Source organism: Humitalea sp. 24SJ18S-53, from assembly GCF_050632385.1.
Classification (GTDB): Bacteria; Pseudomonadota; Alphaproteobacteria; order Acetobacterales; family Acetobacteraceae; genus Humitalea.
On record NZ_CP192599.1, the window covers coordinates 3,457,012 to 3,470,131 of the forward strand.

Genomic DNA, 13,120 nt, shown 5'->3' on the forward strand with positions numbered 1-13,120 from the left:
CCTACCCCCCCATCGCCCGGATCACCGTCGCCCCAGGCTCCCCCGCCCGCGCCGCCCAGGTGGCGGCGATCTGGCGCGACGCCGCCTTGAATTCCGCGTCCAGCGCCGGTGGCACGGGCAGCACCTGCATCCCCTGCGCCACCAAGCGCTGCTTGGCCGCCACATCCGATGCCTGGGACGCCGCCCAGCCGCGCAGTTCCGCGGCGGCCGCGGCTTCCAGCACCGCCGTCTTCACCGCGGGGTCCAGCCGGTCGAAGGCCCGCGCATTGACCATCACGCCATTCTTCGGGTGCCAGGAATCCGCCGTGTAGAAATACCGCGCGAATTCCCAGGCCTGGGTGTCGATCCCTGTGGGCGCCGAGGTCATCATCCCCGTCACCACATTGGTTGCAAAAGCCTGCGCGACCTCACCCGACTGCACCATCGTCGGCACCGCGCCGATCAGTTCGGCGAGGCGGGTCGAGGCCGGGGTCGGGGTGCGCATCCGCATGCCGCGCAGATCGGCCAGGGTCGTCACCGGCGCCTTGGTGTACAGCCCCTGCCCCGGCCAGGGCACGGCGTAGAGCAACCGCAAGCCGATCTGCGCGAAGCGCGCATCCACGAAGGGTCGTTGCGCCCGGTAAAGCGTCATCGCCTGGTCGTAGCCGACCGCGAGGTAGGGGATGGCATCGGCCTCAAGGATCGGATCCTCGTTGCCATGCAGCGACAGCAGGCTTTCGCCCGCCTGCACCTGCCCCTGCTGCACCGCGCGGCGAATACCGGCGAAGGCCAGCAGCGAATTGTTCGGATGGAGCCGGATGTCCAGCTTGCCGCCGCTGCGCTGTGCCACATCCTCGCAGAAGCCGCGCAGGGTCTGGGTGTGGAAGTTGCTGTCGATGAAGCCGGTCGGCAGGTCCCAGCGTTCGGCGGCTTGGGCCCGTGCGACGGCTGGTGTGGCCAGGGCGAGAAGGGCGAAGTCACGACGACGCATCGGGGCTCTCCTGGGGGCGCTACGGCCGCAGGTTATCCGGGCGGCAAAGGGCTGGACCAGCCGTTGCAACAGCCATGCGGCCCTCCCCCCTGGCCGAGCGGCACGAAGCCTGCATCATTTCCGGCATTCTGATCGGAGAACCGGCATTCATGTCCAAACCCTTCCACCTCGGTTGGTTCCTGCAAGGCAGTTCGGTGCAGGCCTGGGGTGAGCCCTGGACCGGCGATATCGGACGCGACTGGCGGGTGCCCGACCTGTTCTGCGACATGGCACGCACCCTGGAACGCGCCCGCTTCGACTACATCCTGATCGAGGACAGCAGTTACGTCGGCGAAAGCTACGGTGGCTCGCGAGAGATCTACCTCAAGCACGGCTTGTCGGTGCCGCGGCAGGACCCATCGGTGATGGCGACGCTGATGGCGGCGGCAACGTCGCGCATCGGGATCGTGCCGACGCTGTCGACCTTCGCCTATCCGCCCTATCTGCTGGCGCGGCTGATCGCGACCTTGGACCAGGTGTCGCAGGGGCGTATCGGCTGGAACATGGTCACCGGCAGCAGCGACGTGGCAGCGCGGAACTATGGCTTGGACAAGCTGCCGGAACACGACCTGCGCTACGATATGGCCGATGACTACATGGCCGCGGTGAACGGCCTGTGGGATTCCTGGGAGCCTGGCGCCATCGTCAATGATCGCGCATCGGGGCTTCTGGTCGATCACACCAAGGTCCATGCGGTAGACCACGAGGGCCCCTTCTATCGCACGCATGGCCCGCTGAATTCCGGCCCCTGCCCGCAGGGACGCCCGGTCATCGCCCAGGCCGGCGGCAGCCCGCGCGGAAAGCAATTCGCCAGCCTGCATTCAGATACGATCGTCGCGTCGGTGAAGGGCACGGCGGGGATGCGCGCTTATCGCGACGACGTGCGCGCCCGCGCCGTCGCGCAGGGCCGCAACCCGGACACGATCAAGGTGCTGTTCCTGGTCAATCCGATCCTGGGCGGCGATGCCGAGGAGGCCGAATTGCGCCGCCGCCAGCGCATCGCCCGGGCCGAGGCGCAGGTGCCGCAACTGCTCGCCTTCTTCGGCAAGATTACCAACATCGACTTTTCCGCCTTCGACCTCGATGCACCGGTCGACACGTTGGATCTGCACACCAACGGGCACCAACAATCACTCGACGACTTCAAGCGCGTCGCGGGGAAGAAATCGCTGCGCGAGGCGATGCTGTCCTATCGCGGCAATCCGGGATCGGTCGACTTGATCGGCACCCCCGATACCATCGCCGGCCGCATGGCCGAGGTGATGGAGGAAGTTGGCGGCGACGGATTCCTGTTCTCAATGAACGATGTCAGCCGCCGCACGCTGGCGGAGGTCGCGGACGGGCTGGTGCCGGCGCTACAGGCGCGGGGGCTGACGCGCACTGCCTATGAGCACGCGATGTTCCGGCAGAACCTGCTCGCGTTTTGAGCGTTACACCCCGTGCTGTTCGCGCAATTCGACGAAGCGCAGCGCGGGGTGTTCTTCCATCGCCCGGCGGCGGCGCCAGTCGCTGGTGAAGAAGGCGACCAGGGCGCCGTCGTGGTCTTCGGCGATGTCGTGGCTATTGGCGCGGCGGAATTTCTCCTCGGCCGCGCGGTCGTCGGTGGCGACCCAGCGCATCATGTCGAAGCCGGTGTTTTCGAAGCGCACGGGCACGCCGTATTCGGCGAGCAGGCGCGCGCCCAGCACGTCCAGTTGCAGCGCGCCGACCACGCCGACGACGACGCCGGCGCCATCCAGCGGCTTGAAGATCTGCACGACGCCTTCCTCGGTCAGTTGTTCCAGGGCCTTGTTGAGTTTCTTGGCCGCCATCGCGTCTTCGATCAGCACGCGGCGCAGGATCTCCGGGGCGAAACTTGGCACGCCCCGAAAATTCAGCATCTCGCTTTCCGTCAGCGTATCGCCGATGCGCAGGATGCCGTGGTTGGCGATGCCGACGACGTCGCCGGGGAAGGCTTCCTCCGCCACCTGGCGGTCGCGGGCGAAGAAAAACAGCGGGGCATTGACCGGCACGGTCTTTCCGGTGCGGACCTGCTTCAGCCGCATGCCCTTCAGCAAGCGGCCTGAACAGATGCGCAGGAAGGCGACGCGGTCCCGGTGGTTCGGGTCCATGTTCGCCTGGATCTTGAAGACGAAGCCGGTCAGCGCGGGTTCGTCGGGTTGCACTTCGCGCGTATCGGCGGCGCGCGGGCGCGGCGGCGGGGCGTGGCGGGCCAGGCCGTCCAGCAAGTGGCCGACGCCGAAATCGCGCAGGGCCGAACCGAAATAGACCGGGGTCATGGTGCCTTGCAGGAAGGCGGCCTCATCAAAGGTGGACAGGGCGGAGGCCAGTTCGGCGCCTTCCCGCAATCCCTCGACCAGGTTTTTCGGCACCGCCGCTTCAAGCCTTGGGTCGTCCAGCCCGGTCAATGTCTGCGGGCCGGCACCATCGGCCATCAGGTGCAGCGACGGCCGCAGCATGTCGTAGGTGCCAACGAACTCGCGGCCCAGCCCGACCGGCCAGGCGACCGGGGCGGCGTCGAGCGCCAGGGTCTTTTCGATCTCGTCGATCAGTTCGAAGGGGTCGCGCCCGTCGCGGTCCATCTTGTTGATGAAGGTGATGATCGGGATGTCGCGCAGGCGGCAGACCTCGAACAGCTTGCGGGTCTGCGCCTCGATCCCCTTGGCCGCGTCCAGCACCATCACCGCGGCGTCCACGGCGGTCAGGGTGCGGTAGGTATCCTCGGAAAAGTCTTCGTGGCCCGGCGTGTCGAGCAGGTTGAAGACGACATTGTCGCGTTCGAAGGTCATGACCGAGGTCGCGACGGAAATGCCGCGGTCCTGTTCGATCTTCATCCAGTCCGACCGGGTCCGCCGCCGATCGCCCTTGGCGCGCACCGCGCCGGCCAATTGGATCGCCCCGCCGCGCAGCAGCAGTTTCTCCGTCAGGGTCGTCTTGCCGGCGTCCGGATGGGCGATGATGGCAAAGGTGCGCCGGCGACCGGCCTCATGAGCGACGTCGGAGGATGGGGGCGCGTTGTGGCCGGGGGCGGCAATCTGGTCCATGGGGGGTTTCTGACGAAGCCGGGGCGCCAAGGCAACACGGGCGGGGCGGCGGGATATGGGGAGGGCGCGCCATGGAGAGGGCGTTGCCCCCTCCCAACCTCCCCACCAGGGGCCGCCGCCCCTGGACCGGCGTGACGTGTTGGCAAAATAAAGGGAGGGGCATGGATCGCCCTTGGCCACTGGCGCGCCAGCGAAGCCCCTTCCTTTATTTCGCCAAATCCCGTGGGTTTCCAAGGGGCCACGGCCCCTGGTGGCGGTCCGCTGTCAGCCAGCCGGCGCGGCTGGTGCGGGGACCGGTGCCGGTGGCGGCCCTTCCACCCCTGCCGGCCGCGGGGTCCGCATCATCGTTCCGGTCATCGGGATGAAGTAGACGCCGACATCCTTCCGACTGCGCAGGCGCCCGTCGGCGTCCTTGGTATAGACATAGAGGAATTGCCCGCGCCGGAAGGGCTGCCCGATCGGGATCACCAGCCGCCCGCCCGGCTTCAACTGCGCCACCAGCGCCGGCGGCACGTATTGCGCCGCACAGGTCACGATGATCGTGTCGAAGCCGCCGGCCACTTCCGGCCAGCCGAAAAAGCCGTCGCCGACGCGGGTTTCGACATTGGTGTAGCCCAGGGGGCGGAAGATCGGCGCGACGCCGCGGCCGAGCGGTTCGATGATCTCGATCGAATATTGCTTGGCCACGATCCGCGACAGCAGCGCCGACTGGAAGCCCGATCCGGTGCCGATTTCCAGCACCACATGGTCGGGCTGCGGCGCGCAGACCTGGGTCATGTAGGCCTGGCCCAGGTAATCCGACAGCGCCGAACCGAAGCCGACGGCCCAGGGCTTTGCCTCCGCCTCATAGGCATCGCCGGCGGCGGCGCGGGGGCCTTCGTACATGTAGTGGAAGTATTCGCGCGGCACCTCGGCGAAGGCGCGCAGCACGGCGGGGTCGGCCTCGGGGAAGCGGCGGGCCAGGTAGTCCTGGATGCGGCGCATGGCGGCGGGCTTGCGCGCCTGGATGGCCTGGAAGGAGGCCTCGGAGATGTCCGTCGGGCGGCCGCTTTCGCGCATGGCCGCGATATAGGCATCACGCGTCCAGGGGGGCACCGGGGTTTGGGCCCGGGCCAAGGCCGGGATGGCCAAGGTCGGAATGGCCAGGCTGGCGAGCAGGGCGCGACGGTTGAATGTCATCTTGGGCTCCGGGGCCAGGCGATCAGCGACGCGGTGTAACAGACCAAGCCTACGGCCCCTACGGCCGCGAGGCCAAGCCCATGCCCCATCAGATTGGCCAATGGCGTCGCCACCACCGAAAATGCCCCGTTCAGCGCCCAGGCCCAGGGCAGCATGGCCGGACCCTCGGCTTGGAAGCGGTCCAGCCCCAGCGGGAAGGGCAGACCGAGTGCGACCGACAGCGGCGCCAGCGCCAGCACCAGCAGCCCCGCCCGTGCGACCCAGGGTAGGTCCAGCACCGCCAGGATGGCGGGATGCGCGAAGCCGATGGCCAGGGCGCACCAAGCGACCGCGATGGCGACCGCCACGGCCAGGGCGCGGGCCGGCAGCCGCACCCGCCCGGCCCAAAGCGCGCCAAGGCCGGAGGCGACCAGCATGGTCGTCAGCACCAGGGCAAAGGCGGCCGTGCGGTCGCCCAACAACAGGGCCGCATGTTCGATCGCGGCGATCTCGATCATCAGGAAGCCAAGGCCGAGCGCCGGGAAATACACCAGCGCACGGCCCATGATGGCGGGCGGCACGCGCAGCGCACCGCGCGCCAGCAGCGGCAGCGCCATCACCAGCAGCGCCAGCAAGGCCGCCTGGGCCAGCACCGCGACATTCACCAGCAGGCCGATTTCCGACTGCGGCAAAACCTCGATCAGCGCCAGCGCCGCCGGCAGGGCGGCCAGGCGCACCAGGGGGCTGAGCCAGGGGCGGTCGGCGGTCAGTGGCGTGCGGTCGAAGCCATCGCGCGAAGGCGCGTCGGAACCATCGGCGGGCGTGGTGCCGGCCAGAAGCCAGGCGACTTCCTGTGCCACCGCGTCGGTGGCGGCGCCGCCGGTTTCCACGCCTTCGCTGGCCAGCGACACGGCGGGCAGGTCGTTCCAGATGTTGCGATCCGTCAGGTCCAGGCCGGGGGCGTAGGAAATGTCGAAGGATCGCGCCTCGGCGAAGGCGACGAGCAGCGCCACGGCCTCTGGCGAGAAGGGATCGCGCCCGACCAGCACCCGCAGGTTCCAGGCCGATCGGATGACCACCAGGTGTGCGGCCGGATCGGCGATGCCAGCAGCGCGCAGGGCGGCGGCGGCGGTCGCCACGACCCGCACGGCATGGACGGGCCATTCGCGGATGGTGATCGGCAGCGACAGCATTCCGCCCGGCGCCAGGCGCTGGATCCACGCGGCCATCGCCTCACGCGTATAGGCGTGGCGGTTCAGGTCGTCGGCACCCAAAAAGTCGCCGGCGATATCCACCAGGTCGAAGCTGCCGGCGGCGGTCAGCGGATGCGCCGGCGACAGGGTGATGCGTGGATCGGGCAGCGGCGCCGGCGATGGGCCGATCCCGGCACGGAAGGCGCGGCGCAGGAAGGGTTCGGGTTCGATCAGCGTGACCGAAGACGCGCCGAGCGCCAGGGCCTCGGCGCCGCGAAACCCGCCCGCGGCGCCCAGCGCCAGGACGCGGGGTGCCGCCAGCAAGGCATAAGGGGCTGCATCCAGTGCCGCCGGGGCATGCCCGGCGGTGGGGGCTTCCATCGGCAAGGTCGCGATGCGGGCGCCGTCGCGATACAGGCCAAAGCCGCGCGGCGGTGCCGGCAGGCCCATCATGCCGGCGTTGTTCGATACGTCGGTGTCCAGGCGTTCCGTGAAATTGTCGAGCAGCAGGTAGACGCCGCGCGGGGTCAGAACCTCCGCCACCACGCGCCCGTCCTGGACATGCAGGGGGGCGTAGATCGGCTTGTATTCGCTGACCCTGGGCGACGCGATGAACAATGCCGCCGACATCCCGCCCGCCAGCACGCCCACCGCCGCGATGCGCCAGCGCGTGCCGCCCGACAAGGCCGCGGCCAGCGCCAGCAGCGGCAGAAGTGCGGGGATCAGCCAGAAGGGATGCAGCACGAACATCAACAGCAAGGCCAGGCACGCCCCCGCCCCGGCGCCGATCAGGTCGTAGCCATAGACCCGCCCGACTTCCTTGGCCCGCACGACGAAATTCAACGACACCGCCAGCCCGGCGAGGAAGAAGAACGGGAAGAGCGCGGCGTAATAGCCCGCGATGTGCCAAAGCTGCGCCCCAGCCGTCGCGGGGTTTTGCAGCGCCAGCGGGTTGAACGGATTGTCCGCCACCGCGATCCAGCCGCCCGCCCCCACGGCCAGCATCGCCAGCGGCAGCGCGGGCAGCATCCAGGGCGCGCCACGCAAGAACCATTCGCGTGCCAGGACCATCACCACGCCTGCGACGGCAAAGCCGGTCATGGCGATGGAAATGACCCAGTAGCCATACTCGGACCAGGAGGCGACGGCGAAGAAACGGGTCAAGGCGATCTCGACCCCGACCGCGGCGGCCGAGATCAGGAACAGCGGCAGCAGGCCGCCCATCAGCGCCAGGCCGCGCGGGGCAGGAAAGCATCCAGGCTGGCGTTGAACCGCCCCGCCGCATCGACGAAGAGCGCATGGCCCGCGTCGTCGTAGATATCGGCCGTCGCGGCCGCGTGACGGGAGGCGACCAGTTCCGCCTGGCCGCGAAAGCGCGGCGTCACGGCATAGAGCACCGGGCGGCGCGTGCTGTAGAGGCTGTCGCGCCAGAACTCGCGCGGGCGCGGATAGGACAGCAGGGCGATGCTGGCATCCACCGGCATCTTTTGCGCGTCGCGCGACAAGGCGGCCAGGTAGGCGGGGGTTTGCGGCGTCTTGAACATGCTGGCGCAGAACCCCTGGACGGTGGTGTTGCGCGCCCGGCGCAGGTTGGCGAAGAAGTTCGATTGGCGCGGCGGCGGCGGCACGCCCTCGCCCACCGAATTGTCGATCAACACCAGGCCCGCCAGCTTGGCATCACCCGACTGGTTCAGCCAGGACAGCGCATCGAGCACCCCAAGCGACCAGCCCGCCAGCACCACCCGCCCCGGGCCGAGCCGGCCGATCAGGTCGCCGATGTCGCGGCCCCGGCGGCCGGGTTCGTAGCCACCGGCCGGCACGGCCGACTGGCCCTGGCCGCGCGGGTCCAGCACCACAACGCGATGGCGCCGCGACAGCGCCTCCACCTGTGGCGTAAAAATCCAGGCGGGCATGCACCAGCCGGGGATGAAGACGATGGTCGGCCCCTGCCCGGCCTCCAGGTAATGCAGCCGCACGCCATCCGATGTCGCGAAGAAGCGGCTTTCGGCCCGGGCTGTCCCCGGCAGGGCCGCGCCCAGCGCCCCCGCCAACAGCGCGCGGCGCCTGGTCATTTTTCCCGCGCCACCGCGACCAGCACGATGGCCGGGGCGGTCCCGACCCGGCGCACCAGGTGCGGCAGGTGCCCGGCAAACTGGGCGGTGTCCCCGGCATCCAGCACCAGGTCGCGGTCGGCGAAGCGCAGCTCCACACGTCCGGCCAGGACGTGAAAGACCTCGTGGCCATCGTGTTGCGGCACCGGGTCCTCGGCGCTGCCATCGGGGAAGTCGGGGCCGGGGTGCAGCAAAAACGCCTCGATCGCGCCGCCGCCGGGGGTCAGGGGGGTGAAGCCCTGGCCGGGTTCGACCGCCGCGGCGCGGGTCACGCGCACGGCGTCCGGCGCCAGGCTCTGGCCGAACAACTCGCCGACCGGCACGCCGAGCGCCGTGGACAGCTTCAGCACCGTCGCGATCGACGGCGCCTTCTGGCCGCGCTCGACGCGGGACAGGTAGCCTTTGTCCAGACCGGTCGCCGCCGCCAACCCGTCCAGGGTCAGCCCACGCGCGGCGCGCAGCCCGCGCAGGGTCGGCGGCAGCAGGTCGGGCGCCATCTCATTGGGGGCAGGCCGGAGTCGCAAGGCGCGCATGAAATGGCTTGTAGCCTGTCCCTACAGGTCCAGCACCAGGCGCCCGCCGGCGCAGGCGGCGACGCAGGCGATCAGGTCGGTCGCGCGTTCGGCCGGGCGCAGCACGCGGTCGCGGTGGATCGGCGCACCCTCCAGCCAACGGACGCGGCAGGCGCCGCAGATGCCGCCCTCGCACGACGTATCGACCGCACCGCCCAGGGCGCGGATGGCGGCGACCAGGTCGGCGCCGGCGGGTAGCGCGACCTCGTCCCCCGTCCGGGCCAGGACCAGGGTGAAGGGGCGGGCATCGGGGTCAGGGGGCAGGATCGGCGGGTGGAAGTGTTCGACCTGAGCCGTGCCCTCGAGCCAGTCGGCGGTGGCTTCGGCAAACCCGTCCAGCAGGTTTTCGGGGCCGCAGGCATAGGCCTGGACGCCCTGCCCCGGCGGGCCGATCAGCTCCGCCAGGGCCGGGCGTGGCGCCGCCTCGGTGTCGTGCAGCACCGCACGCCCGGCCGCGACCAGCGGCGCCAGCGCATCGGCCAGCGGCGGCGGGCCGCGATGCAGCAGATGCAGCCGAAAATCCCCGCCCGCGCGCAGCAGGGTCAGCGCCATCGGCAAGAACGGCGTGACCCCGATGCCGCCGGCGATGAACACATGCCGCACCGCCTCCGCCGCCAGCGGAAAGGTGCAGCGCGGGGCCGAGGCCTCCAGCGCATCGCCCTCGGCCAGCGCCTCATGCAGCCAGGCGCTGCCGCCCCGGCTATCCGCCTCCCGCTTCACCGCCACCGTCCAGGCGCGCGGTTCCGCCGGGTCGCCACACAAGGAATAAGCCCGCACCAACCCGTTCGGCAGATGCAAATCGATATGCGCCCCCGGCCGCCAACGCGGCAGCGGCCAACCATCCGGATCGGCCAAGACCAGCCGACGAATGCCCGGCCCGTCCGGGACGGCGCGCAGGACGCGTAGGGCGATGCGACGGGCCATCAGGGTTGGGTGGTCCGTGGAGAGGGCTTTGCCCCCTCCACACCTCCCCCACCAAGGGGCCGTGGCCCCTTGGAACCCACGGCGTTTGGCAAAATAAAGAGAGGGGCGCCACGGGGGCGCCATTGATCAAGGGTGCCCGGTGCCCCTCTCTTTATTTTGCCAATACATCGCGCCGGTCCAGGGGCGGCGGCCCCTGGTGGGGAGAGTTTGAGAGGGGCAAAGCCCCTCTCAAGGCGCACCCCCACCACCTGGCTACGCCGGCCGGATGCTGTCGCCGACGCGCACGGTGCCGCCTTCCAGGATGCGGCAGTTCAGGCCGGAGCGGTGGACCATCGGGTCGAACACCGCCTTGTCCAGGATTTCCTCGATATGGCGGCAGGGGAAGGACAGGCGGGTGGCTTCCAGCAGGCAGTCGCCCAGGTAGAGGCGGCGGCCGACCAGGTGGTTCAGCGGCACGCCGCGGGTGGTGACGTTGCGGCGGTGTTCTTCGGGCGGCATGTCGATCTTGAAGTCGCGCAGGATGCAGGCGAGGGCCTCTTCCTCGAACAGCGTGATCTGGCGGCCGTCTTCCGGCTTGTCGGAGTAGAAGCCTTGCTCGATGCCGATCATGTAGCGGTCGCCGGCGATGCCCTTGCCGGGGACGAGGGTGATTTCCTCCATCGCCTGCATCGGCAGGAAGGCGCGGGGGGTGATGTGCAGGTGGGTGGCAAGGCCGATCCAGGTCGGGGTCACGGTCACGCGTCGGGTCTCCTGCTAGGTGGCGGCATATTGGGCAACATGTTGCCTAGTCTCTGTCCATTTGTCACGGCCGGGTAGCCTGGGTCCAGGTTTTCCGTCGTGGCACATGGGTTGCCTAGTGGGCTAGGCACATCCCGTGCCGGAGGCCCCCGCCCATGCGCCGTCGCCTGCTCGTCGCAACCTCCCTGGCCGCGCCCGCGGCTGCCACATTGGCGGCGCCGGCCCTGGCGCAAAGCATGCCGGAGATCCGCTGGCGGCTGACATCGTCCTTCACACGGCCGCTCGATATCACCTGGGGCACCAGCGAATACATGTGCCGCCTGGTCAGCGAGATGACCGATGGCCGCTTCCGCATCACGCCGTTTTCGGCCGGCGAATTGGTGCCGGGGTTGCAGGCGCTGGATGCCGTGCAGAATGCCGCGGTGGAGATGGCGCACACGGGCGGGTTGTTCTTCACCGGGCGCGATTCCGCCATGGCCTTCGCCACCACCGTGCCCTTCATGCTGAACGTGCGGCAGCAGCACGCGTGGTTCTACCATGGCGGCGGGAATGAGATGCTGAACACCGTGCTGGCGCAGTACAATTGCTACGGCATCCCCTGCGGCAACACGGGCAACCAGATGGGCGGCTGGTTCCGCCGCGAATTGCGCAATGTCGACGACCTGCGCGGGCTGAAATTCCGCGTCGCGGGGCTGGCCGGCAATGTCATGGCGAAGCTGGGCGTCGTGCCGCAGCAATTGGCGCCGGGCGACATCTATCCGGCGCTGGAACGCGGCGCGATCGACGCGGTGGAATACATCGGGCCGTATGACGACGCGAAGCTCGGCTTCGACAAGGTCGCCAAGAATTACTACTACCCGGGCTGGGGCGAGGGTGGGGCGGTGTTCCACGCCTTCATCAACCTGGAGAAATGGAACAGCCTGCCGCGCGCCTATCAGGCGGCGCTGGAGGCGGCCTGCGGTGCCGCCACCACGCGCATGCTGGCCGAGTATGACTACAAGAATGTCGAGGCGCTGTATCGCCTGGTCGCCAATGGCGTCGCCCTGCGCGCCTTTCCGAACGACATCATCGACGCCGCCTATCGCGCGACGCAGGAGGTGTTCGCCGAGCAATCGGCGGCGAACCCGAAGTTCAAGGAATTGCTGGACAGCCAGGTGGCGTTCCGGGACCGGTCCTATGGCTACCTGTCCGTGTCGGATTTCGCCTTCGATGCGATGATGCTGCGGTTGCGGCGCCAAAATCAGCGGTAGTCACGCGATGCGCGGCAACAGGCGCCGCGCATTGTCGCGTTCGACCATCGCCAGTTCCTCAGCCGAAAACCCCGCCGTCGCCAGGTTGCGGACGTGTTCCTCGCTGGTGCGATACGGGTAGTCGGTCCCGTAGAGCATCTGCGACACCGGCGCCGCCAACCGCAGCGCCCCGACCGCGGAGGGGTTGGACGACTGCGCCAGATCGTAGTGGAACCCGCGCAGGTATTGCCGCACGCCTTGCGGAAAGCGCTGCCGGTTGGGGCCGGAGGCCGCCAGGAAGTCGAAGCGTTCGATCAGGAACGGCATCGTCCCGCCGGCGTGGCTGAAAATCCATTGGATGTCGGGGAAGCGCTGCGCCGCGCCGCTGAAGACGAGCGAGGCGATCGTCCGCGTGGTGTCGGTGCCAAATTCGATCGCATTGTCGGGCACGCCCGGCAGCAGGTTGCCGCAGCAGGCATTGGTGACGGGGTGGACGTAGACCACGGATTTTCGCCGGTTCAATTCCTCCAGCACGGGCGTAAAGGCCGGGTCGCCGAGCCACTTGTTCTCGTAGGAGGTGTAGAGCCCGATGCCATCGGCCTTCAGCGTGTCCAGGCCATAGGCGATCTCGACCAGCGATCCTTCCGCATCGGGCAGGGGCAGGGCCGCGAACATGCCGAAGCGGCGGCCGTTGTCGCGCACCAGGCTGGCGGCATAGTCGTTGGAGGCACGCACCAGGTCGCGGGCTTCCTGCACATCGCCGAACCAGAAGCCCGGGGTCGCGACGGTCAGGATGGCGGTGGCGGTGCCTGCCTTGTCCATGTCGTCCAGCGTCTTGGCGACCGTCCAGTTCGCCTGCACCGGCGCCAGCGGCATCCGGGGCGACAGGCGCTGGATATAGGCGGGTGGGGACAGGTGGTGATGGACGTCGATGCGATGCGGGGCCGGTTGGGCGACAGCCCTGCCAGCCAGGGCCAGGGCGCCCAGCCCCGCAAACAGGCCACGGCGGGAGACGCAGCCGCAGGTCGATGATGTGTCGCAGATGAATGTCATGGCCGCGGCCTCCCCTTGTTTTGGGGCAGGCTAGCGCGGCCGGAAAAGGTTTGCACAGTCTCCCGTGGCGGGCGCGCCCGAAGGCGCCC

General features: G+C 69.1%; 11 protein-coding genes. 2 read left to right on the top strand and 9 right to left on the bottom strand.

The genetic code is table 11. The features are described from left to right. Position 1: 1 nt before the first annotated feature. Complete coding sequence (locus ACQW02_RS16515) at positions 2-970, bottom strand: TRAP transporter substrate-binding protein (protein WP_431281012.1); 969 nt, start codon at positions 968-970, stop codon at positions 2-4. A gap of 149 nt (positions 971-1,119) precedes the next feature. On the opposite strand from ACQW02_RS16515, the gene ACQW02_RS16520 reads away from it, so the two are divergent. Beyond that, positions 1,120-2,436 carry an NtaA/DmoA family FMN-dependent monooxygenase gene (locus ACQW02_RS16520; protein ID WP_431281013.1) on the top strand — a complete coding sequence of 439 codons (1,317 nt, stop codon included), beginning with the start codon at positions 1,120-1,122 and terminating at the stop codon, positions 2,434-2,436. Between the two features lie 3 nt (positions 2,437-2,439). Here the strand turns inward: ACQW02_RS16520 and ACQW02_RS16525 are convergent, their stop codons facing one another. From ACQW02_RS16525 to ACQW02_RS16555, 7 genes are all read right to left on the bottom strand, one after another. Beyond that, positions 2,440-4,053, bottom strand: coding sequence for a peptide chain release factor 3 (locus ACQW02_RS16525; protein WP_431281014.1), 1,614 nt, complete (start codon positions 4,051-4,053; stop codon positions 2,440-2,442). 264 nt (positions 4,054-4,317) lie between these two features. Further along, positions 4,318-5,232 carry a protein-L-isoaspartate O-methyltransferase family protein gene (locus ACQW02_RS16530; RefSeq protein ID WP_431281015.1) on the bottom strand — a complete coding sequence of 305 codons (915 nt, stop codon included), beginning with the start codon at positions 5,230-5,232 and terminating at the stop codon, positions 4,318-4,320. Next, positions 5,229-7,628, bottom strand: coding sequence for a hypothetical protein (locus tag ACQW02_RS16535; RefSeq protein ID WP_431281016.1), 2,400 nt, complete (start codon positions 7,626-7,628; stop codon positions 5,229-5,231). The genes ACQW02_RS16530 and ACQW02_RS16535 overlap by 4 nt, the downstream gene beginning before the upstream one ends. Next, on the bottom strand, positions 7,628-8,476 hold the full coding sequence (locus ACQW02_RS16540; RefSeq protein WP_431281017.1) for an alpha/beta fold hydrolase: 849 nt from the start codon (positions 8,474-8,476) through the stop codon (positions 7,628-7,630). The genes ACQW02_RS16535 and ACQW02_RS16540 overlap by 1 nt, the downstream gene beginning before the upstream one ends. Beyond that, positions 8,473-9,048: a helix-turn-helix domain-containing protein gene (locus ACQW02_RS16545; RefSeq protein ID WP_431281018.1), complete on the bottom strand. Its 576-nt coding sequence runs from the start codon at positions 9,046-9,048 to the stop codon at positions 8,473-8,475. The genes ACQW02_RS16540 and ACQW02_RS16545 overlap by 4 nt, the downstream gene beginning before the upstream one ends. A gap of 21 nt (positions 9,049-9,069) precedes the next feature. Then, a complete protein-coding gene (locus ACQW02_RS16550) occupies positions 9,070-10,011 on the bottom strand; it encodes a PDR/VanB family oxidoreductase (protein WP_431281019.1) in 942 nt (313 codons plus the stop codon). 252 nt (positions 10,012-10,263) lie between these two features. Further along, positions 10,264-10,749 (bottom strand): MOSC domain-containing protein, encoded by a 486-nt coding sequence (locus ACQW02_RS16555; RefSeq protein ID WP_431281020.1) that lies wholly within the window; start codon positions 10,747-10,749, stop codon positions 10,264-10,266. A 155-nt stretch (positions 10,750-10,904) separates the two neighbouring features. Here ACQW02_RS16555 and ACQW02_RS16560 point away from each other — a divergent pair, with 155 nt between their 5' ends. Beyond that, the gene (locus ACQW02_RS16560) at positions 10,905-11,999 is read left to right on the top strand and encodes a TRAP transporter substrate-binding protein (RefSeq protein WP_431281021.1); all 1,095 of its coding nucleotides are present in this window, start codon (positions 10,905-10,907) and stop codon (positions 11,997-11,999) included. Here ACQW02_RS16560 and ACQW02_RS16565 read toward each other — a convergent pair whose 3' ends face one another. Next, on the bottom strand, positions 12,000-13,031 hold the full coding sequence (locus ACQW02_RS16565) for an amidohydrolase family protein (RefSeq protein ID WP_431281022.1): 1,032 nt from the start codon (positions 13,029-13,031) through the stop codon (positions 12,000-12,002). Positions 13,032-13,120: the final 89 nt, after the last annotated feature.

What these genes read in the sequence shown, in the direction of transcription:
- ACQW02_RS16565 (WP_431281022.1), bottom strand. Translation starts at nt 13,031, where the DNA reads ATGACATTCATCTGCGACACATCATCGACCTGCGGCTGCGTCTCCCGC.
- ACQW02_RS16525 (WP_431281014.1), bottom strand. Translation starts at nt 4,053, where the DNA reads ATGGACCAGATTGCCGCCCCCGGCCACAACGCGCCCCCATCCTCCGAC.
- ACQW02_RS16550 (WP_431281019.1), bottom strand. Translation starts at nt 10,011, where the DNA reads ATGGCCCGTCGCATCGCCCTACGCGTCCTGCGCGCCGTCCCGGACGGG.
- ACQW02_RS16540 (WP_431281017.1), bottom strand. Translation starts at nt 8,476, where the DNA reads ATGACCAGGCGCCGCGCGCTGTTGGCGGGGGCGCTGGGCGCGGCCCTG.
- ACQW02_RS16515 (WP_431281012.1), bottom strand. Translation starts at nt 970, where the DNA reads ATGCGTCGTCGTGACTTCGCCCTTCTCGCCCTGGCCACACCAGCCGTC.
- ACQW02_RS16520 (WP_431281013.1), top strand. Translation starts at nt 1,120, where the DNA reads ATGTCCAAACCCTTCCACCTCGGTTGGTTCCTGCAAGGCAGTTCGGTG.
- ACQW02_RS16535 (WP_431281016.1), bottom strand. Translation starts at nt 7,628, where the DNA reads ATGGGCGGCCTGCTGCCGCTGTTCCTGATCTCGGCCGCCGCGGTCGGG.
- ACQW02_RS16560 (WP_431281021.1), top strand. Translation starts at nt 10,905, where the DNA reads ATGCGCCGTCGCCTGCTCGTCGCAACCTCCCTGGCCGCGCCCGCGGCT.
- ACQW02_RS16530 (WP_431281015.1), bottom strand. Translation starts at nt 5,232, where the DNA reads ATGACATTCAACCGTCGCGCCCTGCTCGCCAGCCTGGCCATTCCGACC.
- ACQW02_RS16545 (WP_431281018.1), bottom strand. Translation starts at nt 9,048, where the DNA reads ATGCGCGCCTTGCGACTCCGGCCTGCCCCCAATGAGATGGCGCCCGAC.